Origin of the sequence: Actinokineospora globicatena, assembly GCF_024171945.1 — a bacterium.
In the GTDB taxonomy this organism is placed as follows: domain Bacteria; phylum Actinomycetota; class Actinomycetes; order Mycobacteriales; family Pseudonocardiaceae; genus Actinokineospora; species Actinokineospora globicatena.
Genome location: NZ_JAMTCR010000002.1, coordinates 2,424,274 through 2,445,922 on the forward strand (window position 1 = coordinate 2,424,274; position 21,649 = coordinate 2,445,922).

Here is a 21,649-nt window from a genome sequence, read left to right on the forward strand (position 1 = left end):
TCGCGGGGCCGGGCGGCCGTCAATGAGCGAGCGGGCAGCACATAGAGCCAGTGTCGAACCACGCCCCGTCGACGCCAGTGAACGACCCGTTCCAGAACTGCGTCGAGCACACGTAGGGGTACCTGGACGTCCCTGCCGCTGTTCTAGGCCGGCGAGCTCAGGAGTCGAGTAGGGCGTTGATGGCGGTGCGTTCGTCGGCGGGGAAGACGAGGATTCGGTAGGCGGTGCCGTCGGGGGTGGGGGCTGTGGTGGATTTGATGCCTGCTTGGCGGAGGTGGTGTTCGACGGCTTTGGCGGCGGTGGGGGTGGGGGCGGTGGCGACCTCGCGGAGGAGGCCGTAGTCGCGGGTGGGGTTGTCGGGGGCGAAGGCCCAGCGCAGGACCAGGCCGAGGAGGCCGATGACGAGGAGCGCCACCAGCAGCAGGTACGGCGCGGGGAGGTCCATGCGGTCCATGATGCCGGGTGTGAGCAAGTCCACGCGCCAAGGGGGTTACCGGCCAGTACTCTCGGCTCACAGTGAACGGAGGTTAACCGTGCCGTATCCCTCTGATCGCGAGCGCGACCGGCCGTGGGTCATGCGGACTTATGCGGGGCACTCCTCTGCCGCGAAGTCCAACGAGCTCTACCGGCGCAACCTGGCCAAGGGGCAGACAGGGCTATCGGTGGCGTTCGACCTACCGACGCAGACCGGGTACGACCCTGACCACGAGTTGGCCAGGGGGGAGGTCGGCAAGGTCGGCGTCCCGGTGGGGCACCTCGGTGACATGCGGACCCTCTTCGACGGGATCCCGCTCGGCTCCGCGAACACGTCGATGACCATCAACGCGACGGCGATGTGGTTGCTCGCCCTCTATGTCACTGTCGCCCAAGAGCAGGCTGACGCTGAGGGGACCGACTGGCACGAGGTCGTCGCGCGCCTGGCAGGGACAACGCAGAACGACATCATCAAGGAGTACCTGTCCCGCGGCACCTACGTCTTCCCGCCCGGTCCCAGCCTCCGCCTGATCACCGACATGGTGGCGTTCACCGTGGCCAACGTGCCGAAGTGGAACCCCATCAACATCTGCAGCTACCACCTGCAAGAGGTCGGCGCGACGCCGGTGCAAGAGGTCGCGTACTCGATGTGCACCGCGATCGCCGTTCTTGACGCTGTGCGGGACTCCGGCCAGTTGCCGCAAGAGGAGTTCGGCAACGTTGTCGCGCGGATCTCGTTCTTCGTGAACGCGGGCGTTCGGTTCATCGAAGAGATGTGCAAGATGCGCGCCTTCACCGAACTCTGGGACGAGATCTGCCGCGACCGCTACGGCATCGATGACCCTAAGCAGCGCCGTTTCCGCTATGGGGTGCAGGTCAACTCTCTAGGCCTTACCGAGGCTCAACCGGAGAACAATGTCCAGCGGATCGTGCTGGAGATGCTCGCGGTGTCCCTGTCGCGCAAGGCAAGGGCGCGCGCGATCCAGCTCCCCGCGTGGAATGAGGCTCTAGGCCTACCGCGCCCGTGGGACCAGCAGTGGGCGTTGCGCATGCAGCAGGTTCTCGCCTACGAGACCGACCTGCTGGAGTACGAAGACATCTTCGACGGCTCCCCAGTCATCCAGGCCAAGGTGGACGAGATCCTCGCGGGCGCGCGCGCCGAGATCGACCGCGTTCAGGCAATGGGTGGTGCTGTTGCCGCTGTCGAAAGCGGTTACATGAAGACCCAGATGGTCGGCTCCCTAGCCGAACGCCGCCGCCGGATCGAGGTAGGCGAAGAGGTCATCGTTGGTGTCAACAAGTTCGACACCACCGAGCCGAGCCCTCTCCAAGCCGAGGGCGCGAAGGCCATCGAGACCGTTGACCCTGTCGCCGAACGCGAAGCCGTTGCCGCTATCGCCCAGTGGCGCGCTACCCGCGACGACAAGGCTGTGCAGGACTCTCTAGACGTCCTGCGCGCGGCCGCTAAGACCGACGCGAACCTGATGGCCGCAACCCTCTCCTGCGCCAAGGCAGGCGTAACGACGGGGGAGTGGTCTGCCGCTCTACGCGAGGTCTTTGGCGAGTACCGCGCCCCTACGGGTGTCTCCGGTGCGTCCGCGATAGGAGAAGCAGGCGCCGAACTGGCCAAGGTCCGCGACTGGGTTAGGTCTACCGGCGACGAACTCGGCGAGCGGCTGCGTGTGCTGGTCGGTAAGCCCGGCCTCGACGGGCACTCCAACGGCGCCGAGCAGATCGCCGTGCGGGCCCGTGACACCGGTTTCGAGGTGGTCTACCAGGGCATCAGGCTCACCGCCGACCAGATCGTCTCCGCCGCCGTGCAGGAGGGTGTGCACGTGGTGGGGCTGTCGATCCTGTCTGGATCGCACCTGGAGGCCGTGCCCGCGGTCGTCGAAGGTCTCCGAGCCGCGGGCGCGGGCGACATCCCGGTGGTGGTGGGCGGCATCATCCCGCCGGACGACGCCGAGACGCTGCTGGCGGGCGGGGTCGCGCGGGTCTTCACGCCCAAGGACTACGAGATGACCCAGATCATGGCCGAGATCGTGCGCGTCATCCGCGAAGCCCACGACCTACCCGACCAAGACGGCCTAAGCGACCAAGACGGCCTAACCGAGCAGTGACAGCACCTCCTTGGTGCTGGTGACCGTGGCGAACCCGCCGCCGTGGAGGTTGGTGGCGGTCGCCCGGCTCAACTCGTCCGCGGTCAGGACAGTGCCATCCGGACCGGCCTGGTCGAACGTGAAGGTCGCGTCCAACGCCACGTGGACCTCGTAGCCGAGGTTGCCGCCAACGCGCGCGGTTGTCTCAACGCACATGTTGGTCTGGATGCCCGCGAGCACGATCCGGTTGATACCGCGGGCGGTAAGCCAACCGTGCAGGTCCGCCGCGCCGTGGAAGGCGGAGTTGACGTGCTTGGTGAACATCAGGTCCGGCTCGGCGCCGTCCAATTCCGGCTTGAACCGGGCGCCGGGGGTGCCCTGCTCCAGCGGTGACCCCTTGATCAGGGAGTCGTGGCGCACCAGCACGAGCGGCTGCCCCGCCGCGGTCCAGGCGTCGAGCAGGACCTTGATGTTGGCCTCCGCCTCGGGGTTGTTGCGCTTGCCCGCGCGCGGGTCGTCGAAGCCGCGCTGCACGTCGATCAGGATCAGTGCTGTCATGCGGTCAACGGTGCCGGGTCCACAGCGGGTTCTCCAGGTGCAGGAAAGGCGCGATGCGATACTTTCCTGCCATGCGCGCGATCGGGATTCTCCTGCTGCCGGGCACCCGCCTATTCGACTTCGCCGTCGTCAACGAGGTGTGGTCGGTGGGCCGCGCCGGGGTCGGCCCGTTCGAGGTCCGGATTTGCGGCCCGGCGCGGCGCCCGGTCGACCTGCACCCGGCGGGCGGCGTCACCCCGACGCACGGCCTCACCGGCCTGACCGGGTGCGACCTGGTCGTCGTACTGGGGCGGGCCGATCCGACCGCCGAGGTGCCCGCCGCCGTACGCACCGCTCTGCGGGCCGCTCACGCCTCGGGCGTCACGGTGGCGGCTCTGTGCTCCGGCGCGTTCACCCTCGCCGCAGCGGGCCTGCTGGACGGCCGCCGGGCCACCACCCACTGGGCGCTGCTGGACGCCCTCGCCGAGGCGTTCCCGGCCGTCGTGGTCGAGCGGGATGTCCTGTTCACCGAAGACGACGGCCTGCTCACCTCCGCGGGCGTCGTAGGCGGCCTGGATCTGTGCCTACACCTCGTGCGCCGCGATCTCGGCCCTAGAGCCGCCAACACGCTCGCGCGCAGACTTGTCATGCCGCCAGTTCGCGAAGGCGGCCAAGCGCAGTACGTCGACGCTCCCGTCCCGACCCGCCCGGAACGCGGCGACATCGCCACCACCATCGACTGGGCTCTATCGGTGCTTAGCGACCCGATCGGAGTCCCAGACCTAGCCACTAGAGCCCGCATGAGCCCGCGCGCGTTCCACCGGGCTTTCGTCGCCGCTATGGGCGATACGCCTGGCCGCTGGCTCTTGCTGCAACGACTCCGGCTGGCTCAACTTCTCCTAGAGACGACCACCCTGTCCGTCGACCGTGTCGCTACCCGCAGCGGTCTTGGCACGCCCGCCAACCTGCGTCGCCGGATGCGGGCCGAGTTCGGCACCACGCCGTCGACCTATAGGCGCACCTTCGCGAGCTAGCGCTCGGTCTCGGCGCCGCGCTCACGGAGACGGTCGCGGATCTCGTCCGGGGTGTAGGCGCGGCGCTGGCGTTCCGCGCGCGCGATAGCCGCCCCGGTAGCGGCAACGCCAACGACCCCGGCTAGGCCTAGGAACTTCCAAACGCGTCGCATGGGCCGAGGTTACCTAGGCTCACAGGCATGGGCTCTCTCACGCTGGACGAGGCCGTCGGCCTGACCCGCACCGGTGACCTGTGGCTCTTCCGCGGCCGCACCCCCGCCGACCGGGCGATCCAGACCCTCACCAACTCCCCGGTCAACCACGTCGGCATGGCCGTCGTGCTCGACGACATGCCGCCGCTGATGTGGCACGCCGAGCTCGGCCGGTCGCTGCCGGACCGCTGGACCGGGGAGCGCCAGCGCGGCGTCCAGCTGCACGACCTGCGCGACGCCGTGGTCGTGTGGTCCACCAGGTACGGGCAGAAGGGCTGGCTGCGGCAGCTACCGGATCCGATCACCCAGGCCCAAGAGGACGCCGTCCTGCGCACCATCGCCCGGCTGGACGGCACGCCGTTCCCGTCGACCGCGCGGCTGGCCGGTCGGTGGGCGAAGGGGCGGGTGCCGCTGACGCGCTGGCAGAAGCCGAGGCAGGCCGAGTTCGAGAGCGCGTACTGCGCCGAGGTCGTGGCCGCCACCATGATCGAGATGGGTCTGCTCCCGGCCACCGACCGCGCCCACGCCTACGACCCCGGCACGTTCTGGAGCGGCGACGGCCTCGACCTGCCGCACGGCCGCGAGATCGCCGTCGACGTCCCGCCCGGCAGTACACCCACGGGCGTCTAGCCGACCAGGCCCGCCTCCTGCGCCAGCACCGCCGCCTGGACCCGCGAGCGCAGGTCCAGCTTGGTCAGCACCCGCGACACGTGGGTCTTCACGGTGGCCTCGCCGATGCCGAGGCGGCGGGCGATCTGCTGGTTGGACAGGCCCTCGCCGACGCAGACGAGCACCTCCGACTCCCGGTCGGTCAGCTGGTCAAGGCCGGGCGGCGGCACGACCTCGCGGGGTTGGGCCGCGGCGAAGGCGTGGATCAGGCGGCGCGTCACGCTCGGTTCGATGACCCCATCACCCGCTGCCACCACGCGGATCGCGTCGATCAGTCTGGGTGCGTCGACGGACTTAAGAAGGAACCCGGATGCGCCCGCGCGGAGCGCCCCATAGACGTAAGAGTCCATGTCGAACGTAGTGAGCACTAGGACCGCGCAGACACTGTCCGCGACCAACCTGCGCGTGGCCTCTATACCGTCGACCTCCGGCATGCGAACGTCCATCAGCACCACGTCGGGGCGTAGAGCCGTTGCCTTGCGAACCGCCGAGGCACCGTCACCTGCCTCGGCGACGACCTCGATGTCGGGGGCGTTGTCGAGGATCATCGCCAGGCCGCTGCGGATCGCGGCGTGGTCGTCGGCCACCAAGACCCTGATCGTCACGCTTCCTCCACTGGGAACTCGGCACGCACGCGCCAACCGCCTTCCACCGGCCCCGCGGAGAGTGTCCCGTGGACCGCGTCGACCCGTTCGGACATCCCCAGCAAACCGGCCCCAGCGGGATTGGGCGGACCGGCAGGCCTATCGCTGGTCACTTCGACTATCAGGGTGTCGCTGGATCTGTTGATCCGCAGCAGCACGTTCGCCCCCGCGGCGTGTTTCACGGCGTTGGTAAGAGACTCCTGCACGATGCGGTACGCGGTGAGGTCCACTGCCGCTGGTAGGTCGTCTATCCCGTCTACCTCAACCGTCACCGTCAGTCCTGCCGCAGTCGCCGATCGGACAAGGCGCTCGAACTCGGCTAGCCGCGCGGGCGAGGTGAACGCGTCTTGCCCGTCGGTCGAGCGCAGGAGCCCGATCATCGCGCGCATCTCGGCCAGCGATGCCAGGCTGTTCTCCCGCATCGACCGCAGCACGGTCTTGGTGCGCTGCGGGTCGTGTTCGCGCATCGTGAGCAGCGCTTCGGACTGGATCGCGATGGCCGAGAGGTGACCGGCGATCACGTCGTGCAGGTCCCGCGCCATGCTCGCCCGCTCGGCGGCCACCGCCGCGTCCCGGTCCAGCTCGGCGATCCGCGCCAGTTGGTCCGCCCGCGCCCGCTCCACCTCGGCGATCTCCCGCTGCTGGCGCACGTTGAGCGCCCACCAGACGGGCATCGCCGGTAGCGAGCACGCGCTGATGATGATGAGCAGCGCTAGCCGGAACGAGTCAGCGAAGACGATCGTCATCATGATGACCGCGCCGAGGTAGCACCACAGGATGATGACCACCGTCTGGCTTGACCGTCGAGATCCGTAGAGCACGGCCAGGTAGATCAGATCGCCGAAGGCCAGGGCAATCGCCAGCGTTAGACCCATCGCGATGTCTATGGCCAACAAGGGCACACCTGCGACTAGTGCTAGCGCCGGTGCCTTGTGCTTAGCGAGTTGGAGCAGGCATAGGCCTGCCAACACCGCGTACCGCACCCAGAACGGCCCCTTGACCGCCGCCAACTCGACGAGGCTGGGCGCGTCCAAGACGAAGAGGACGACACCGAGCAGGTAGACGAAGACGATCTGCGCGAGCCGCCTGCCCCACTCCTTGACCACCCGGCAATCACAGCACACGCCCGCCTGCCGCGGCTCATCCGACAGTCGAGGGCCGGGGTCCCCCGAAGTGATGACCCCGGCGCCGCCGCCCATGATCGTCCACAGCGGACCGGGCCTGCCGGGCGACCTGGTTCGACCACAAAGGACGGTCACTGGGTCGATCACCCAGGTGGGTGGGCTGTCTCGCCGTGCGCCATACGCCACCCGGCGGTGGTCACGCACCGTTGATGGTCCACCCCGCGCGCGGGGGACGCACGGGGTGGACAGGGGTTGCCACTCGGCGCCCCGGGGGTTGACAGCGCGCAATGGTCTAGTCCATTTTGAGGTGGTCCCGATCACCCTGCACCTGCACATGCCCCCTTGGAGGCAGCCATGACGTCCCGCGCCAAGCGGGCGATCATCGCCCTGCTGTCCGCCCTATCGGTCACCGTTGGCCTTGTCCTGGCCTTCGCGGGCAACGCCGCCGCGGCCAACCTGGTCGCCAACCCCGGATTCGAGGCAGGCAGCCTCTCCGGCTGGACCTGCTCGGGCGGCGGTAGCGTCACCGGCGGCGACAAGCGCACCGGCAACTACGCGCTGACGGCCGCTCCGGCAGGCTCGGACAACGCCCGTTGTTCGCAGTCCGTGACCGTCAACCCGAGCTCGCGCTACACCCTGACCGCGTGGGTCAAGGGCTCTTACGTCTACCTCGGCGCCTCCGGGACTGGCACCACCGACGTCAGCACCTGGCACCCCGGTGGCGGCGCGTGGACGCAGCTGTCGACCAGCTTCAGCACCGGTGCCAACACCCGGTCGGTCACCGTCTACCTGCACGGTTGGTACGGCCAGCCCGCGTACCTCGCCGACGACGTGAGCCTCGACGGCCCGGGTACACCGCCGACCTCCACCACGACCACCACGACGACGACCCGTCCCACGTCGTCCACCACCACCACGACGACCACTCCGCCGTCGAGCACCACGACCACGACCACCACGACGACGTCGACCACCACTACGACGACGACGCCCAACCCGAACCTGCCGCTGCCCAAGCACGTGCTGACCGGCTACTGGCACAACTTCGACAACGGTGCCAAGGCGCTGACCATCGCGCAGGTGCCGACCACCTACGACATCATCGCGGTGTCGTTCGCCGACGCGGTGCCCGCCGTGCGCGGCCGGGTCGAGTTCAACCTCGACCCCGGGCTGTCCAAGAAGCTCGGCGGCTACACGATCGAGCAGTTCAAGGCCGACGTGAAGACCGCTCAGGGCCGCGGCCAGAAGGTCATCATCTCGGTCGGTGGCGAGAAGGGCACCATCTGGGCAGGCGACACCGCCTCGGCGACCGCGTTCGCCAACAGCGTGATCGAGCTGATCCGCACCTACGGCTTCGACGGCGTCGACATCGACCTGGAGAACGGCGTCAGCGCCCAGTACATGGGCCCGGCGCTGCGCAGCATCTACAACGCGGGCGGCAAGATCATCACGATGGCCCCGCAGACCATCGACGGCCAGTCGTCGGGTCAGCAGTACTTCCAGCTGGCGCTGGCGGTCAAGGACATCCTGACCATCTGGAACATGCAGTACTACAACTCCGGCACGATGCTGGGCTGCGACCAGCAGGTCTACTCCCAGGGCACGGTCAACTTCCTGACCGCGCTGGCCTGCATCCAGCTGCAGAGCGGTCTGCGCGCCGACCAGGTCGGCCTCGGCCTGCCCGCGTCGCCGTCCGGGGCCGGTGGCGGCTACCAGTCACCGACCAACGTCAACAACGCGCTGAACTGCCTGGCGCGGGGCACCAACTGCGGCACCTTCAAGCCGTCGACCACGTACCCGGACATCCGGGGCGCGATGACCTGGTCGATCAACTGGGACGCCTCTAACGGGTACGCGTTCGCCAACACGGTGGCGCCGTTCCTGGACACCCTGCCGTAAGAGGGGGCGGACCGGTTAGGCGTGCGCGGCGGGGCGAGGGTGCCCGCCGCGCACGTTTCCGTCTTAGTCCGGCCAGACTGGAGCGCGTTTCTCCAAGAAGGCCGCCATCCCCTCCTTAGCCCCCTTGAGCTGGGACGCCGACGCCATGACCTCTATGGCCAACGCGTAGGCGTCCTGCTCGGGGCGGTCTATCTGCGCGTAGATCGTCTGCTTACCGAGCGCCTTGGACGCTCCGCTGCCTCTTGTGGCCCGCTGCATCAGGTCATTGACGGCCGCGTCGAGCTCGTCGTCCGGGACCGCCTTGTTGATAAGACCCCACTCTTGCGCAGTCCTGGCGTCGATGACGTCACCGGTGAGAGTCAGCTCCATCAAACGCTTACGCCCAATCGTCCGCGCGACGGGCACCGCCGGGGTGTGGCAGAACCAACCCCCCTTGCCTCCCGGTAGCGCGAACCCAGCCGACTCCGCGGCCACCGCTAGATCGCACGTAGCCACCAACTGACACCCCGCCGCGGTAGCCAACCCGTGCACCCGCGCGATCACCACCTGCGGCACGGTCTGGATAGTCCGCATCAACTCGGTGCACAGCCGCAGCAGCCCTCTTACCCCGAGCAGATCCCGCCCCGCCACATCGGCGAAGTCATGCCCCGCGGAGAAAACCGGCCCAGCCCCCGCCAACACAATCCCCTTGGCGTCCGTCGTCCCCACCACGCAAAACGCCGCCAACAACTCAGCCAAGTGCTCCGCCGACAACGCGTTCCGCCGCCGCGCCCGGTTCATAGTGATCCGCACGGTGTCCCCATCCCGGTCGACCAGGATGTGCTGGTACTCGCCCATACCCCGACCCTAACCACCAGCCCGCGGGACCCGCCCCATCAACCGCGTGATGGCCTCCTCCACCGGCTCGACCTCCAGTTCCCAGGCCTCGAGCCGCTCCGCCACCTCCGCTACCGGCAGGTTGTGCGCCAAGGCGAGTCCGAGGATCTGCCTGATCGGTATCGGCTTGTCGGGTACGTGGAACGCCGGTTGATCGAATTCTTCGAGCAGGTGGGAGTCTGCGGAGTCTCCTCCCGGCTTGAAGTGGACATCGAGATCGATCCCCAGTTCCCTCAGGCGTTCGACTGTCTCCCAGAAATGGGATTCATGGCCTTCGAATAGTGTGTAGGGTAAATGGCGTGGCGCATGCTTCCACGAGAGAAGTAGTTCGCAACTCCTCGGGTAGCCAAAGATTGTTCGATCACGGAGAGTGGGGACACCTTGTGGAAGTAACGTGTCTGGTATCGGAATTCCCTGGTTGCGAAACCAGACAAGCACTTCCTTTAGCGGTAGATTCTGTTTGTGGGCCAGTTCAACCGAAGAGCTCAAGGCGTTTGCGAACTTCCATTGACGTGGCAAAGAATCCAATCGTTCTGCCATTGCTAAGAAGTCTTTTTTGATCGCCTCCAAGCTTTCCGCCGCATGGCTGGGTGCGTCGATATTCCGCTCTTCGGCTGCGATGGTGTAGCCAAGGGCGTGCAGTCTCTCGGTTGCCCGCGAGTCTGACCACCCCAGCTTCTTCGCCGCTTTTTCGACGTGCGTTTTTCTGATTGTATCGCCCGTCAACCAAGGTTCCTGCCCGTCGAGGTCGCGGCTGAGAATAACAAGATCGGAATCATTCCAGGGCTCTGATATATCTATTTCTTCAATCGTGATTGCGTAGTGCTCTAACCGTTGCACCACTTCCTTGATCGACAATCCTGTTATGCGAGAACTCTGTAGGATGCGGCCCCGGGGTGTCGTTCTGTTGAAGTCTCGCCGTTCGATGTAATTCGATACACCGAGAATGTTCCTGTCCATCGACTGTGTCTCGATGTCTTCGGGGATATTTTCCGCATTAGCGAACCGATATCCCTGTGTGCTGGCCCGTTCGACAACTCCCTTGGCATTCCTTTCAAGGGAGTTCGCCGCCTCAAGAATGTTGCCGAAATGGGCGGGATCTGTGTGAAGGTATTCAATTAAGGTCGCATCCGAAGGTAGGGCTGGCAGGATAGCTGTCTGTCCGGAGTCGATGCTTTCGGGAAGCAGGTGCGGTCGCAGGGCGATGAGACGCCACAGCAAGATCCAGTCGGGTATCCTGGTCGTCGTATGGCCCAAGTCTTTCTTTGGTGGGACAAGTGTCTTGTCCGCGGTGAGGCAACCGGTGGTGGCCGTGTCCAGGTTGCCCCAGTCGGATCGGAGCCCTAGTCGAGAGTTGATGGCTGCCTCGGTCACGATGTCCGCCACATCGGGACTGTCCAGCACGATGGAGCTGATCCAGTCGAATGACAGGAAACGTGGATTAGTGGAGATCAGTTCGGATGCCGCCTCGGTGATCAACGTTTTGACCCGATCCGAGACGTTGCCAAGTGCCTGAGTGCGGTCGACCGTCAAGCGGGGAACCCATTCGCGAGTCAGGTTCACCACCGCGCCTGCGATCTTGGTGAGCGCCTTGGTCACGAATAGGCCGTCGGCGAGCAGCGCGCCGCCGCTTCCGCACCAGACGACCTGACCGTTCTCCTGCCGCGTGCTGTGGACGAGTTCGCCAGCCGCATGGATGCCGTTGCCTTGCAAGTTCATTCGCCGCCGGAACACGTAGGGCTCCCACTCAGCCGTCGCGCTGGTATCGGTGGCGGTGGTGGCGAACTCCGCGATGCCCAGCAGGCGGTTCAGGACTTCGACGCAGGAGGGGGCGTCTTTGCCGTCGCGCAAGTACAGGGTGACGGTGGTGCCCGGTTGTGTCCCGTGTTCCTTACCGGGGGTGATCCGGAAGAAGTGGCCGGGGCCCACGATCCGCACGTGCCACTCAGGGCCGGGGCGGCCGCCGTGGCGGTCCATGCGGCACGTGGTGACCTCTATCTCGTCGGCCAGCATGAAGTAGCTCAAGACCCCGATGCCGAAGCGACTGTTGGGGTACAGGTGGATGTCGCGCTCGGCCCATTGCGCCTGTTCCTCGAGGAACTCCGGGCGGTCGGCGAAGCGGACGCCTGCCTGGGAGAAGACCTCGCGCAGTTCCTGCGCGCCCATGCCGATGCCGTTGTCGGTGCAGCTGAGGTAGTGCCTTCCCTGCTCGTCCATCCCTTGGTCGAAAGTGATGCTGCCGGTCCACCCACCTGCGCCGGGGAGGTACCGCTGCCGGGCGTCGCGGTAGCGGCAGGCGTCCAGGGCGTTCTGGTACAGCTCGCGGATCGCCAGTGAGCGGTCGCCGTAGAGCTGCTGGCCCATCAGGAGTTCGCGGACGCGGTCCTCGTCGAGGCGGAACCGGGTCACCGGAACGGCGAAGGCGGGGTGACCGTCGTGCACGGTGGGTTCGACGCGGTCGGCCGAGGTGCGGGTGGGCAGGTGCAGCAGCGGCTGGAGGTGGGCGTCGTCCATGGCGACGGCGTGCACCGCGTTGAGGATGGCGTCGGCGCGGGCCGCGTGGTCGCGCAAGGCCTGCAGGACCGCTTCGTGGTCGCACCTGGCGACCATGCCGCGCCCGATGCTGACGCGCTCCCAGGTCAACCTGGTCAGCGTCGTCCGCAACCGCCCGAGGTCCACCGCGTTGGGCACGCCGAGGTGTTCGACCACCGCGGGCGAGAGCGTGATCGGCTCGACCGCGAACGCGTGGCCCACGGTGAGCAGCATGCCGAGCAGCCGCTCGCGGACCGTCACACCGAGGTGGGTGGTTCTCGACAGCAGCCCGAGGCGTTGCGGGTTGGCGAGGTCGCCAGGTGACAGGCGCAAGAGCCGGGTCAGCCGGTTGAGGATGTCGACCAGCGACTCGCTGGTCGACGGGTCATCCAGACTGATCGTGGTCGTTGCCGTGGGCTGGGTCTCGATCCAACGGTGGAACAACCACCAGCCGATCTCCTCCGGCGCGGCGGTGCGGTCTGACAAACCGCGTTGCGCCGCCCGTGCGACCAGGCGACGTTCCTCCTGACCGCCCAGGTGCCGTTCGTAGGACGTGCGGACCTCGGTACCTCTGATCGAGAGGTCGGTGGGGTCAACCCGCACTGCCGCCGCCGCGGTCACCGCGACGCGGGTCTGGTGCGCCAGCGGAGCCAACGACAGCACGGCGGCCTCCAGCGGCGTGAACTCCAACCGCTCGTGCTCGCCGATCAGCGAGATCATCGCGCTGACCTGGTCGGTCATCCGCATGGGCAGCTCGGGGTCGCGCCACGGGTCACCGGCGAGGGTGCGGTCGGCGCGGTGGTGCGCGGCGAACAGCTGCTCGGCCGCGGTCATGGCGTTGCCCAAGGCCTTGCTCGCGTCCGCCACACCGTTCCACGCGGGGTGCACCCGCACCAGGTCGGTCCAGTCAGTCGCGGCCGTGGGCGGCGCGGCCGGACGGAGGGCGGCTTCGGCTTGACCGTGCAACGTGCGCCAGTACGCGAGGTCGGCGGTCAGTGACGGAGCGCCCTTGGCGAGCTCGAAGCAGCCCTCCACCAATTTCCTGACCACGTCCCACGCAGGCGCTTTCGCCACCTTGCCGGTGAGGATCGCCGAGATCTGGCTCTTCGACCGGCCGCACCGCTGCCCGAGGCTGCTCTGCCCCGGCTCGCCGCTCTCTTCCCACAGCAGCCTGAGCTTCGCGCACAGCTCCTCGATCTCCGCTGCCGCCATCCGGTGTCCTCGCCTCCGCTGGCCCGTCCGGTGTGGCCGGGTTCCCACCTGCGGTTCTACCGCGCGTCGTCCGGAGTCGTCCGCGATCGAGGACACCAGGAGGTACCGGACGGCAGGGTTTCCCTCGAACGGCCTACTGAGGAGGAGTCGATGATCGCGATCGTCGAGTTGGTCACCGCTGTGCTTGAGGCCGCCGCCGCGGGGGTTGCGGTCGCGGCGGCGGTGCGGCACTACCGGAAGCGGGGTTAGCGGTGGTGTTCGTGCAGGAGGAGTTGGGTGTAGGCGGCGACGGTTTGGGCGTCGGTTATGTCGCCGGTGCGGATCATGGATTCGAAGGTGGCGCGGGGGAACCAGGCGGCGCGCATGTCTTGTTCTTCGAGTTCGCGGTCGGGGGGACCCTCGGTGAGGTCGGTGGCGAGGTAGACGTGGCCGCGTTGGCTGGACATGCCCGCGGCGACGTCGAGGGTGCCGATGGCGGTCATGGTGCCCGCGACCAGGCCGGTCTCCTCGCGGAGTTCGCGGGCGGCGAGCTGGTCGGGGGGCAGGGCGGCGCGGTCCGGGGCGGTGCCCTGGGGGAACTCCCAGCGGCGGCGGCCCAGCGGGTAGCGGAACTGCTCCACCAGCATCACCCGCTCGCCGTCGAGGGGGATGACCAGCGCGTAGTCGGGTTTGTCGATCACTCCGTAGATGCCGGGGCTGCCGTCGTGGCGGCGCACGCGGTCCTCGCGGACCGTCATCCAGGCGTTGGCGTAGACCTGCGTCGAGTCGAGGCGTTGCACAGGGTCGATCCTGCCGTGCCCGCCGGACGGGCTAACCTGCCCCGGTGCGTCTCGTGATCGCTCGTTGCCAGGTCGACTACGCCGGGCGGCTCACCGCCCACCTGCCGATGGCCAACCGCCTGCTGTTGGTCAAGGCGGACGGCTCGCTGTCGGTGCACTCCGACGACCGCGCGTACAAACCGCTGAACTGGATGACCCCGCCGTGCTGGCTCACCGAGGAGCCCGGCGTGTGGACGGTGCAGAACAAGGCGGGGGAGAAGCTGGTGATCACCCTCGCCGAGGTCATGCACGACTCGGCGCACGAGCTGGGTGCCGAGCCTGGCCTGGTCAAGGACGGCGTCGAGGCGCACCTGCAGGTCCTGCTCGCCGAGCACATCACCACCCTCGGCGACGGCTACACCCTGGTCCGCCGCGAGTTCCCCACCGCCATCGGCCCGGTCGACATCATGTGCCGCGACGCCGACGGCGCCTCGGTCGCCGTCGAGATCAAGCGCCGCGGCGAGATCGACGGCGTCGAGCAGCTCACCCGGTACCTCGAACTGCTCAACCGCGACCCCCTGCTGGCCCCGGTCCGCGGCGTGTTCGCGGCGCAGCTGATCAAGCCGCAGGCACGGGTGTTGGCGGAGGACCGCGGAATCCGGTGCGTGACGTTGGATTACGACACGCTGCGCGGGATCGAGTCGGACGAGTTCCGGCTGTTCTAGGTCACAGGCGAACCTGCCGGGTCACTCCGAGAAGAAGGCCACCATGTCGTGGTAGCGGTGGTGGGCGGGTTCGCCGTCCGGTGAGAGCCAGTTGACGGCGCCGAGGGTGTCTTCCCAGGTGCGGTGGGCGGCGGTGATCGCCTCGATGAGGTCGGTGGCGAGTAGGCCCGCCTCGTAGAGGTCCTGGTCGGTGGATTGGGAGCTGGCGGCGGTGATGAGGCCGCGGACCTGGGTGGAGTGGCCGTAGCGGAAGCTGCCGGAGCCCAGCAGGTGCGGGTCGACCAGGACGGCGTCGCCGTGGTCGCGGCCGGTGTGGCGGTGGCCCGCGGCCTTGGCGGCGGCGTTGGGCAGGAAGCGCAGCGCGTCGTCGCCGACGGTGATGGCGGCGAGTACCACATCCGCGTCGGTTTCCCATTTCCGCGCGGTCGGGTCGAGGATGACGAATGCCATGCTGGCGCGGGGGTAGACGCCGCGCGGCGGGGTTCCGGTCGTGGAGTGGTTGCGCCACACCGATTCCGCGCGGCGCAGGCCCGCGGCGAGGAGCAGTTCCGCGAACGCGGTGTCGTCGAGCGCGTAGTCATAGGGGTTGCGCCGGTGCCGTGCCCGCACTACAAGTCCGTGCGCCGAGACGCCTTCCGCGACAGTCACCTGTTCTCCTTTGAATTCCGGTCGATTCCTGGCCGGGATACTCGCAGTCCGACCGGGGAAAAGCCAGTGGTGGTGGTCACGATTGGTTTAGACCTTGCTCGGATGTTGGTCCTATGCCACCATGATCAAGCGCTGCCGAGACTGGGGAGGACGCGGTGCGAGGTGCCCGTGCGCGGTGATTTCCGCGATCATCGAATTGTCCTGATCCGCGCTGTCGACCGCCTGTGACCTGGGAGGTCTGACCTCTCATCCGCTGGGCGGTGGCGGAATTCCGGCATTGTGACCGGTTTGCCGCACGTTTTACCGGTGTTCTCCTAATGCGCGACAAGGCACTGGATTCGCTTTCCCCGTCCTGGCCGTGTGCTGCCCCGGTCGGGACGGGACTACCTGGGGAAAGGGTATGGTTGTGACTGCGAGCACTTCCCTGACTCGAACGCAGGTGTTCGAGCGCGATGGTTTCGCCTCGACCGGCGAACTGCTCTCCGCCGCGGAGGTCGAGTCCTACCGTGACATCTACGACCGATTCCTGCGCGGCGACATCGACAGCGGTGAGAAGCGGTCCGACCTCGGGTCGCACGCCCCGCGCCGCGACGGGGTGGTGGAGAACATCACCCAGATCATGTGGCCGTCCGCGCTGCACCCGCCGCTGGCCGACCTGCCGCTGCACGCGAGGGCGTTGGCCGTGGCGCGCGGGCTGATCGGCGAGGACGCGCGGCTCGACTTCGACATGCTGATCCACAAGGCGCCGCACTCGGCGACGCCGACGCCGTGGCACCAGGACGCCGCCTACTGGATCGACCTGCCCGACACCCGCGCGGTGTCCATCTGGGTCGCGCTCGACGACGCGGACCTGGACAACGGGTGCATGTGGTACATCGCCGGGTCGCACCGCGAGCCGCTGCGCCCGCACCGGCCCACCAGCGACGGCAAGAACATCCAGACCGACGCGTCGGAGACCGAGCCCGGTGCCACCGCGGTGCCGTTGCCCGCTGGTCACGGCGTTGCGCACACGGGCGGCACGTTGCACTCGTCGCGCGGCAACACCACCGATGGCGTGCGCCGCGCGTACATCCTCAACTACCGCCCCGCCGCGATGATCGAGCTGGAGCGGCGCCAGGGGGCCGACCACGGCCTCAAGCGCAACGAACGCAAGGTCCGCAACGCCGGCGCCGACGAGACGGGGGCCTGATGACCACGGTCAAGCTCAGCGGTGCGGTCATGACGCACCCCAAGCGGCTCACGGAAGCCCAGGTCATCGCCGATGCCGACGTCCAGGGCCGGATCGCCGTGATTCTCGATCCCGAGCCGGAAGGCAAGCCGACCGCGTTGCGCGTTGCTCCGCTGTCGTGGTCGTGCGTCCCCGAGGACGCCACCCACCACGTGGTGCTGCAGGACGACGTGGTGCTCGCCGACGGGTTCTACGACCACGCCGAGCGCGCGGCCGCGGCCTTCCCGGACGAGGCGGTCGCCTTCTACGGCGGCTGGGAGGCGCGCAACGGTGCGGTGGCGCGATTAGCGGCGCTCACCGGTGTCGAGTGGGCGTACACCTTGCAGGAGCACGTGCCGTGCCAGGCATTGATGCTCCCGGCCGAGCTGGCACGCGGCTACGAGCGGTTCCAGCGCGAGCACGGCGACGGCTGGCCCTATGACGTGGTCATCCAGCGGTTCCTCAACGACCAGGGCGTCCCGGTCCGGTTCTGCACGCCGAGCACGGTCCAGCACGACGACCTGCCCAGCCTCGCGGGCAACAGCTACCACGGGTTCCGGCAGGCCACCTGGTTCACGCCGACCATCAAGGAATCCACGACCGACCGCGCTCCCCGGTTCCCGGTCGTGCCGTTCTACCAATACGGCGAGGCGCGCACGGCCGTCCAGCGCGGCGCGGAGTGGGAGTTCCTGGAGACCGACCGGTACCTGGCCCGCGTCGGCCTGCTCGACCAGTGCCTGGCCGACCGCGCGGTCGTCGAGTCCGACCTGTCCGAGCGGATCAGCCGCGCGGTCTGGTTGACCGGGTACGCGCTGGGGGTGGTCACGGCCGATGCCCCCGAGCCGGACCCCGTCGCCGCGGTCGCCGTCATGGACACCTTGGGGCCAGGCGGTTTGTGCGAGGACTACACCGCCGAGGAACTGCTGACGCTCGCCCCCGTCGTGCGCGACCTCGCATTGGCCGCCTACAAGCGAGGCAGGTCGGCCGAGCCCGTTGCCTTGCCCGCCAGGGACAGCGTGATCGCCGTTACGGGGGGCGGTGTCGACTTCGGTCGCCAGCTCGCCCGGTACATCGCTGACGAGGGCCATCGAGCTGACTACGGCAATCCCACTGGCGCGGACTATCTGGTCCACATCGGACGTCCAGTCGTGCCCGTGGGCGAGATCCTCGCAGCCGCCGAGGAAGCTGGCGTTCGGCGGGTCGTCTACCTCAGCTCGGCTGCCGTCTACCGGGGTAGCGTGGCGGAGAACCTCACCGAGGACAGCATCACGGCGGAACCGGCGGACGCCGTCGCCCGGTCGTGGTGGCTGGAGGAGCAGCAGGTCCGGCACTGGGGCGAACGCATCGGCGTCCCCGTGCAGGTGCTGCGCATCGCCGACCCGGTCGGCCCGTTCGCCCCTGAGGGCACCCCGTCGCTGGAGTGGGTGCACCTGGCCTGGACTCGCCGCCCGTTGACCCTGGACGCGCGTGGCGTGCACCAGATCCTCGACTACCGCGACCTCGCCAACGTCGTCCACACAGTACTGACAAACCCGCCGACCCAGCCGGTCTACAACGTCTCGACGGCCACCCACGGCGAGGAGGAACTGGCGGGTCTGCTCGCCGAGGTCTCCCGTCGCACGCCGTGGGAGCAGGCCGAGAACCCCGACCTCCAGCGCTGGACCATGTCCACCGCGCTGGTCGAGTCCGAACTGGACTGGCGACCGACCCACCCGGTCCAGGAGGCGATGCGCGCACTGGCCCAGTGGTACGCCTGCGATATCCACGGCGACTACCACGTCCCGAGCTAGGCGCTGTCCCGATCCGCGGTGGCCGCGCGCCTCGGACCGCGCGCGGCCACCGCACCCCCACTCACCCCTGGAGCGAGCAGATATGTCCGGAATCGCAGGTTGGGTCGACTTCGCCCGGGACGTGGCGCGGGAGCGCGCCATCCCGACCGCCATGACCGACACCCTGGCGGGCCGCGGGCCCGAAGGCGCTGGCCTGTGGTGCGCCGAGCGCGTCGCCCTCGGCCACCGCCGCAGCGGGGGCGAGCACCTGCCCGTCGCCGTCACCGACAGCTCTGGCGCCCAAGCGGCGGTGACCTACGCGGGCGACGTCCACAACGTGCCCGAACTGCGCACCCGCCTCGGGGTCGCGGGCACGGTCGGCGAGGTGCTGCTGCGGGCCTACCAGGTGTGGGGCCCGGAGTTCGCCGAGCACGTCCACGGCACCTACGCCATCGCGGTGTGGGACGCGCGGCGCGAGGAGTTGCTGCTGGTCCGCGACCGCATGGGCGTCAAGCCGTTGTTCTACGCCGAGATCGCCTCCGGGGTGCTGTTCGGCTCCGAGCCCAAGGCGATCCTCGCGCACCCCGACTTCCAGCCCGAGGTGGACGCCGTCGGACTGCGCGACATCCTGTCGGTGGCTCGGGTCCCCGGTCAGGCGTTCTTCAGCGGGATGCGGGAAGTGCTGCCGGGCGGAGTTGTCCGAATTAGACGATCCGGCACGTCCGAGCGGCGGTACTGGCAACTGCGGATCGGTGAGCACACCGACTCCCAGGAGCAGACCATCGCCACCGTGCGGGACCTGCTGGAGGTAGCCGTCGCGCAGCACATGTCGGCGGACCAGGTGCCGATCTCGTTGCTGTCCGGCGGGTTGGACTCCAGCTCGCTCACCGCCCTCGCCGCCCAGGTCTCCGCTGACCGGGGGTGGGGCGCGGTGCGGTCCCTCGCGGTCAACGACCAGGACCCCGGCGCGGGCGCGGCGGACGGCAACGAGGACCACATCTACGCACGGCTCATGGCCGACCACGTCGGCGCCGACCACAGCGAGATCTCGCTGTCCGGTTTGGACTTGCTCGACCCGGCGTTGCGCGCCAGGGTCCTGGAGGCCTACGACGTACCGATCAACAAGGGTGACCAGTACGCGTCGTTGAGCCTGCTGTTCGGAGTCGCCCGCGAGCACGCTCCCCTGGCGTTCTCCGGTGAGCTGGGCGATGACGTGTTCGGCGGCTACAACTGGAACCGGTTGCCGCAGTGGGTCGCCACCAGCACCTTCCCGTGGGTCGAGGAGGGCCGCCCGAGGTTCACCGGCTACGACACCATCTTCGACCACGGCCTGCTGACCACATTGGACCTGGGCAGCCACGAGCGGGACCGGCACAGCGCCGCCGTCGCCGAACTCGATGCCCACTCGGCCATCGACGACCCGACCGAGGCGCGGTACCGGGAGGTCACCTACCTCGCGCTCACCCGGCACGCCCGCGTCCTGTTCGACCGCCTGGACCGGCTCGGCATGGCGGCCGGGCTCGACATCCGCGTCCCGTTCGCCGACCCACGACTGGTCGAGTACACGTTCAACATCCCTTGGGCCATCAAGAGATTCGATGGACGAGAGAAGAGCCTGTTGCGAGCGGCCATGAACGGGCTGCTGCCGGAGTCGGTGTCGATGCGTGTCAAGACCCCGTACCCGAACCTGCGCGCGGGTGCGTACGACCAGGTGTTGCGGGAGCGGCTCGCGGACGTCGTCCGCGCGCCGGACAGCCTGATCGCACCGCTGATCTCCTCGGCGCTCAAGGAATCCGTGCGCACGCGGGGAGCGGACGCGCTGGCCGACGGGGTCAGCCGGGCCGCGCTGGAAACCGCACTGCAACTGGAGAGTTGGTTGCGCGGCTACGGTGTCCGACTGGCCATCTGAGCCGCATCCGGTGTCGGGCCGGGAAACTCCACCGACCCGACACCGCCGACCTCCTAGGCTTCCACCGCGGTTGCCGGTACCAGCCCGATCCGAAGGGGGCCCGCATGGCCACACCCGTCACCACCACCGAGACCAGCCGGACCCGGCTGTGGACGTCGAACTTCGCGCTGTACTTCGTCGCGCGGATCGTCTCCATGCTGGGCGACATGATGATCCCGGTGTCGATGTCGGTCGCGGTGCTCGGCCTCGGCTACGGGGTCACCGGCGTCGGGCTCGCCCTCGGCGCCTGGATGGGCGCTTTCGCGCTGTTCGTCGTGTTCGGCGGGGTGTTCGCCGACCGGTTCCACCCGTTGCCGCAGATGATCGGCGCCGACGCGGTGCGCTGCGCGCTGCAGTCCGCGCTGGCGGTGTACCTGTGGCTGGGCCACCCGCCGCTGTGGTTCATCGTCCTGGCGTCCCTGCTCGGCGGGGTCGCGACCGCGATGTTCCAGCCGGGGTTGACCAGCATGGTGCCGCAGGTCGCGTCCGATCCGCACCAGGCCAATGGGGTTCTGCGGGTCAGCCAAGGCCTCGCGACCATGCTCGGCCCGGCGTTGGCCGGTGTGCTCGTCGCGAGTTTCTCGGTGGGCTGGGCGTTCGCGGTGGACGCGGCGACCTTCGCGATCAGCGGTATCTGCCTACTGCTGTTGAAGATCCCCCGCTTCGAGGTGGACCGCTCGGAGTCGACGCTGCAGAACCTGAAGTCGGGCTGGCAGGAGTTCCGGTCCCGGTCGTGGCTGTGGGCGGTCATCCTGATCTGGTGGGTCCTGGGGGTCACCGTCTGGGGGCCGATCCACCCGCTGGGCGCCGCGTCGATCATCGGTGAGCACGGCAAGGCGGTCTTCGGCTACGCCGAGGCGGCGTTCGGCGCGGGCAGCATCCTCGGTGGTCTCGTCGCCATCAAGCTGCGCCCGGCCAGGCCGTTGTTCGGCGGCGGGATCGCGATGTTCCTGTTCCCGCTCATGCCGCTGGGCGCCGCGCTCGTCCCGTCGGTGCCGCTGCTGTTGCTGCTGTACGCGATCAGCGGGATCGGCTGGGCGTTCTGGGGTGTGCAGTGGGCGACCACCGTGCAGACGCAGATCCCGGAGGACAAGCTCAACCGGGTCGCCGCCTACGAGATCGCGGGCTCCATCCTCGCCGTGCCGCTCGGCCAGGTCCTCGCCGGACCGGCCAGCGCGCTGTTCGGCGTGCACCAACTGCTCTTCGTCGCCACGATCGCGGGCCTGGGGTGCGCCGTCGCACTCCTGGCGACCGCGCCCATCCGCCGGTTGCGGCGGGTGCCCGGATAGGCCATCCGCAAGGG

At 68.3% G+C, this 21,649-nt stretch carries 18 protein-coding genes; 9 read left to right on the plus strand and 9 right to left on the minus strand.

What is annotated here, in order from left to right; translation table 11 throughout:
• Positions 1-157 precede the first annotated feature (157 nt).
• Positions 158-445, minus strand: a complete 288-nt coding sequence (locus LV79_RS10925; protein ID WP_253834701.1) for a hypothetical protein — start codon at positions 443-445, stop codon at positions 158-160.
• Positions 446-533: 88 nt separating this feature from the next.
• Between LV79_RS10925 and LV79_RS10930 the strand changes: the two genes are divergently transcribed.
• Positions 534-2,594 carry an ethylmalonyl-CoA mutase gene (locus LV79_RS10930; protein ID WP_253834703.1) on the plus strand — a complete coding sequence of 687 codons (2,061 nt, stop codon included), beginning with the start codon at positions 534-536 and terminating at the stop codon, positions 2,592-2,594.
• Here the strand turns inward: LV79_RS10930 and LV79_RS10935 are convergent.
• Entirely contained in the window at positions 2,580-3,131 is a 552-nt protein-coding gene (locus tag LV79_RS10935) for a cysteine hydrolase family protein (protein ID WP_253834705.1), read from the minus strand. The two genes, LV79_RS10930 and LV79_RS10935, sit on opposite strands and share 15 nt — an antisense overlap.
• 71 nt (positions 3,132-3,202) lie before the next feature.
• On the opposite strand from LV79_RS10935, the gene LV79_RS10940 reads away from it, so the two are divergent.
• Positions 3,203-4,144, plus strand: coding sequence for a GlxA family transcriptional regulator (locus LV79_RS10940; RefSeq protein WP_253834709.1), 942 nt, complete (start codon positions 3,203-3,205; stop codon positions 4,142-4,144).
• Here the strand turns inward: LV79_RS10940 and LV79_RS10945 are convergent.
• Positions 4,141-4,296 (minus strand): hypothetical protein, encoded by a 156-nt coding sequence (locus LV79_RS10945; RefSeq protein WP_253834710.1) that lies wholly within the window; start codon positions 4,294-4,296, stop codon positions 4,141-4,143. The two genes, LV79_RS10940 and LV79_RS10945, sit on opposite strands and share 4 nt — an antisense overlap.
• Before the next feature lie 27 nt (positions 4,297-4,323).
• On the opposite strand from LV79_RS10945, the gene LV79_RS10950 reads away from it, so the two are divergent.
• Positions 4,324-4,965 (plus strand): C40 family peptidase, encoded by a 642-nt coding sequence (locus LV79_RS10950; RefSeq protein ID WP_253834711.1) that lies wholly within the window; start codon positions 4,324-4,326, stop codon positions 4,963-4,965.
• Here the strand turns inward: LV79_RS10950 and LV79_RS10955 are convergent.
• Positions 4,962-5,609, minus strand: coding sequence for a response regulator (locus LV79_RS10955; RefSeq protein WP_285469282.1), 648 nt, complete (start codon positions 5,607-5,609; stop codon positions 4,962-4,964). The two genes, LV79_RS10950 and LV79_RS10955, sit on opposite strands and share 4 nt — an antisense overlap.
• Complete coding sequence (locus LV79_RS34390) at positions 5,606-6,754, minus strand: sensor histidine kinase (protein ID WP_253834713.1); 1,149 nt, start codon at positions 6,752-6,754, stop codon at positions 5,606-5,608. The genes LV79_RS10955 and LV79_RS34390 overlap by 4 nt, the downstream gene beginning before the upstream one ends.
• 372 nt (positions 6,755-7,126) lie before the next feature.
• On the opposite strand from LV79_RS34390, the gene LV79_RS10965 reads away from it, so the two are divergent.
• Positions 7,127-8,671, plus strand: a complete 1,545-nt coding sequence (locus tag LV79_RS10965) for a chitinase (RefSeq protein ID WP_253834715.1) — start codon at positions 7,127-7,129, stop codon at positions 8,669-8,671.
• A gap of 63 nt (positions 8,672-8,734) precedes the next feature.
• On the opposite strand, the gene LV79_RS10970 is transcribed toward LV79_RS10965, so the two are convergent.
• The 3 genes from LV79_RS10970 to LV79_RS10980 all read right to left on the minus strand — a co-directional run bounded on the left by LV79_RS10970 (position 8,735) and on the right by LV79_RS10980 (position 14,079).
• The gene (locus tag LV79_RS10970) at positions 8,735-9,508 is read right to left on the minus strand and encodes an enoyl-CoA hydratase-related protein (protein ID WP_253834717.1); all 774 of its coding nucleotides are present in this window, start codon (positions 9,506-9,508) and stop codon (positions 8,735-8,737) included.
• 9 nt (positions 9,509-9,517) lie between these two features.
• A complete protein-coding gene (locus tag LV79_RS10975) occupies positions 9,518-13,291 on the minus strand; it encodes an HD domain-containing protein (RefSeq protein WP_253834720.1) in 3,774 nt (1,257 codons plus the stop codon).
• A 245-nt stretch (positions 13,292-13,536) separates the two neighbouring features.
• Entirely contained in the window at positions 13,537-14,079 is a 543-nt protein-coding gene (locus LV79_RS10980; RefSeq protein ID WP_253835988.1) for an NUDIX domain-containing protein, read from the minus strand.
• Positions 14,080-14,114: 35 nt separating this feature from the next.
• On the opposite strand from LV79_RS10980, the gene nucS reads away from it, so the two are divergent.
• On the plus strand, positions 14,115-14,774 hold the full coding sequence (gene nucS, locus LV79_RS10985) for an endonuclease NucS (RefSeq protein WP_253834722.1): 660 nt from the start codon (positions 14,115-14,117) through the stop codon (positions 14,772-14,774).
• A gap of 21 nt (positions 14,775-14,795) precedes the next feature.
• Here nucS and LV79_RS10990 read toward each other — a convergent pair whose 3' ends face one another.
• Positions 14,796-15,422, minus strand: coding sequence for a hypothetical protein (locus LV79_RS10990; protein ID WP_253834724.1), 627 nt, complete (start codon positions 15,420-15,422; stop codon positions 14,796-14,798).
• A gap of 406 nt (positions 15,423-15,828) precedes the next feature.
• On the opposite strand from LV79_RS10990, the gene LV79_RS10995 reads away from it, so the two are divergent.
• The 4 genes from LV79_RS10995 to LV79_RS11010 all read left to right on the plus strand — a co-directional run bounded on the left by LV79_RS10995 (position 15,829) and on the right by LV79_RS11010 (position 21,635).
• Positions 15,829-16,611, plus strand: coding sequence for a phytanoyl-CoA dioxygenase family protein (locus LV79_RS10995; protein ID WP_253834726.1), 783 nt, complete (start codon positions 15,829-15,831; stop codon positions 16,609-16,611).
• Positions 16,611-18,419, plus strand: a complete 1,809-nt coding sequence (locus LV79_RS11000) for an NAD-dependent epimerase/dehydratase family protein (protein ID WP_253834728.1) — start codon at positions 16,611-16,613, stop codon at positions 18,417-18,419. The genes LV79_RS10995 and LV79_RS11000 overlap by 1 nt, the downstream gene beginning before the upstream one ends.
• Positions 18,420-18,501: 82 nt before the next feature.
• Positions 18,502-20,307 carry an asparagine synthase (glutamine-hydrolyzing) gene (gene asnB / locus LV79_RS11005; protein WP_253834729.1) on the plus strand — a complete coding sequence of 602 codons (1,806 nt, stop codon included), beginning with the start codon at positions 18,502-18,504 and terminating at the stop codon, positions 20,305-20,307.
• 104 nt (positions 20,308-20,411) lie between these two features.
• Entirely contained in the window at positions 20,412-21,635 is a 1,224-nt protein-coding gene (locus tag LV79_RS11010) for an MFS transporter (protein ID WP_253834731.1), read from the plus strand.
• The last annotated feature ends 14 nt before the right edge of the window (positions 21,636-21,649 follow it).

Bases quoted from the DNA above. Each gene is read 5' to 3' on its own strand.
- LV79_RS10925 (WP_253834701.1), bottom strand. From the start codon at position 445: ATGGACCTCCCCGCGCCGTACCTGCTGCTGGTGGCGCTCCTCGTCATC.
- LV79_RS10935 (WP_253834705.1), bottom strand. From the start codon at position 3,131: ATGACAGCACTGATCCTGATCGACGTGCAGCGCGGCTTCGACGACCCG.
- LV79_RS10940 (WP_253834709.1), top strand. From the start codon at position 3,203: ATGCGCGCGATCGGGATTCTCCTGCTGCCGGGCACCCGCCTATTCGAC.
- LV79_RS10945 (WP_253834710.1), bottom strand. From the start codon at position 4,296: ATGCGACGCGTTTGGAAGTTCCTAGGCCTAGCCGGGGTCGTTGGCGTT.
- LV79_RS10950 (WP_253834711.1), top strand. From the start codon at position 4,324: ATGGGCTCTCTCACGCTGGACGAGGCCGTCGGCCTGACCCGCACCGGT.
- LV79_RS10965 (WP_253834715.1), top strand. From the start codon at position 7,127: ATGACGTCCCGCGCCAAGCGGGCGATCATCGCCCTGCTGTCCGCCCTA.
- LV79_RS10970 (WP_253834717.1), bottom strand. From the start codon at position 9,508: ATGGGCGAGTACCAGCACATCCTGGTCGACCGGGATGGGGACACCGTG.
- LV79_RS10975 (WP_253834720.1), bottom strand. From the start codon at position 13,291: ATGGCGGCAGCGGAGATCGAGGAGCTGTGCGCGAAGCTCAGGCTGCTG.
- LV79_RS11000 (WP_253834728.1), top strand. From the start codon at position 16,611: ATGACCACGGTCAAGCTCAGCGGTGCGGTCATGACGCACCCCAAGCGG.
- asnB (WP_253834729.1), top strand. From the start codon at position 18,502: ATGTCCGGAATCGCAGGTTGGGTCGACTTCGCCCGGGACGTGGCGCGG.
- LV79_RS11010 (WP_253834731.1), top strand. From the start codon at position 20,412: ATGGCCACACCCGTCACCACCACCGAGACCAGCCGGACCCGGCTGTGG.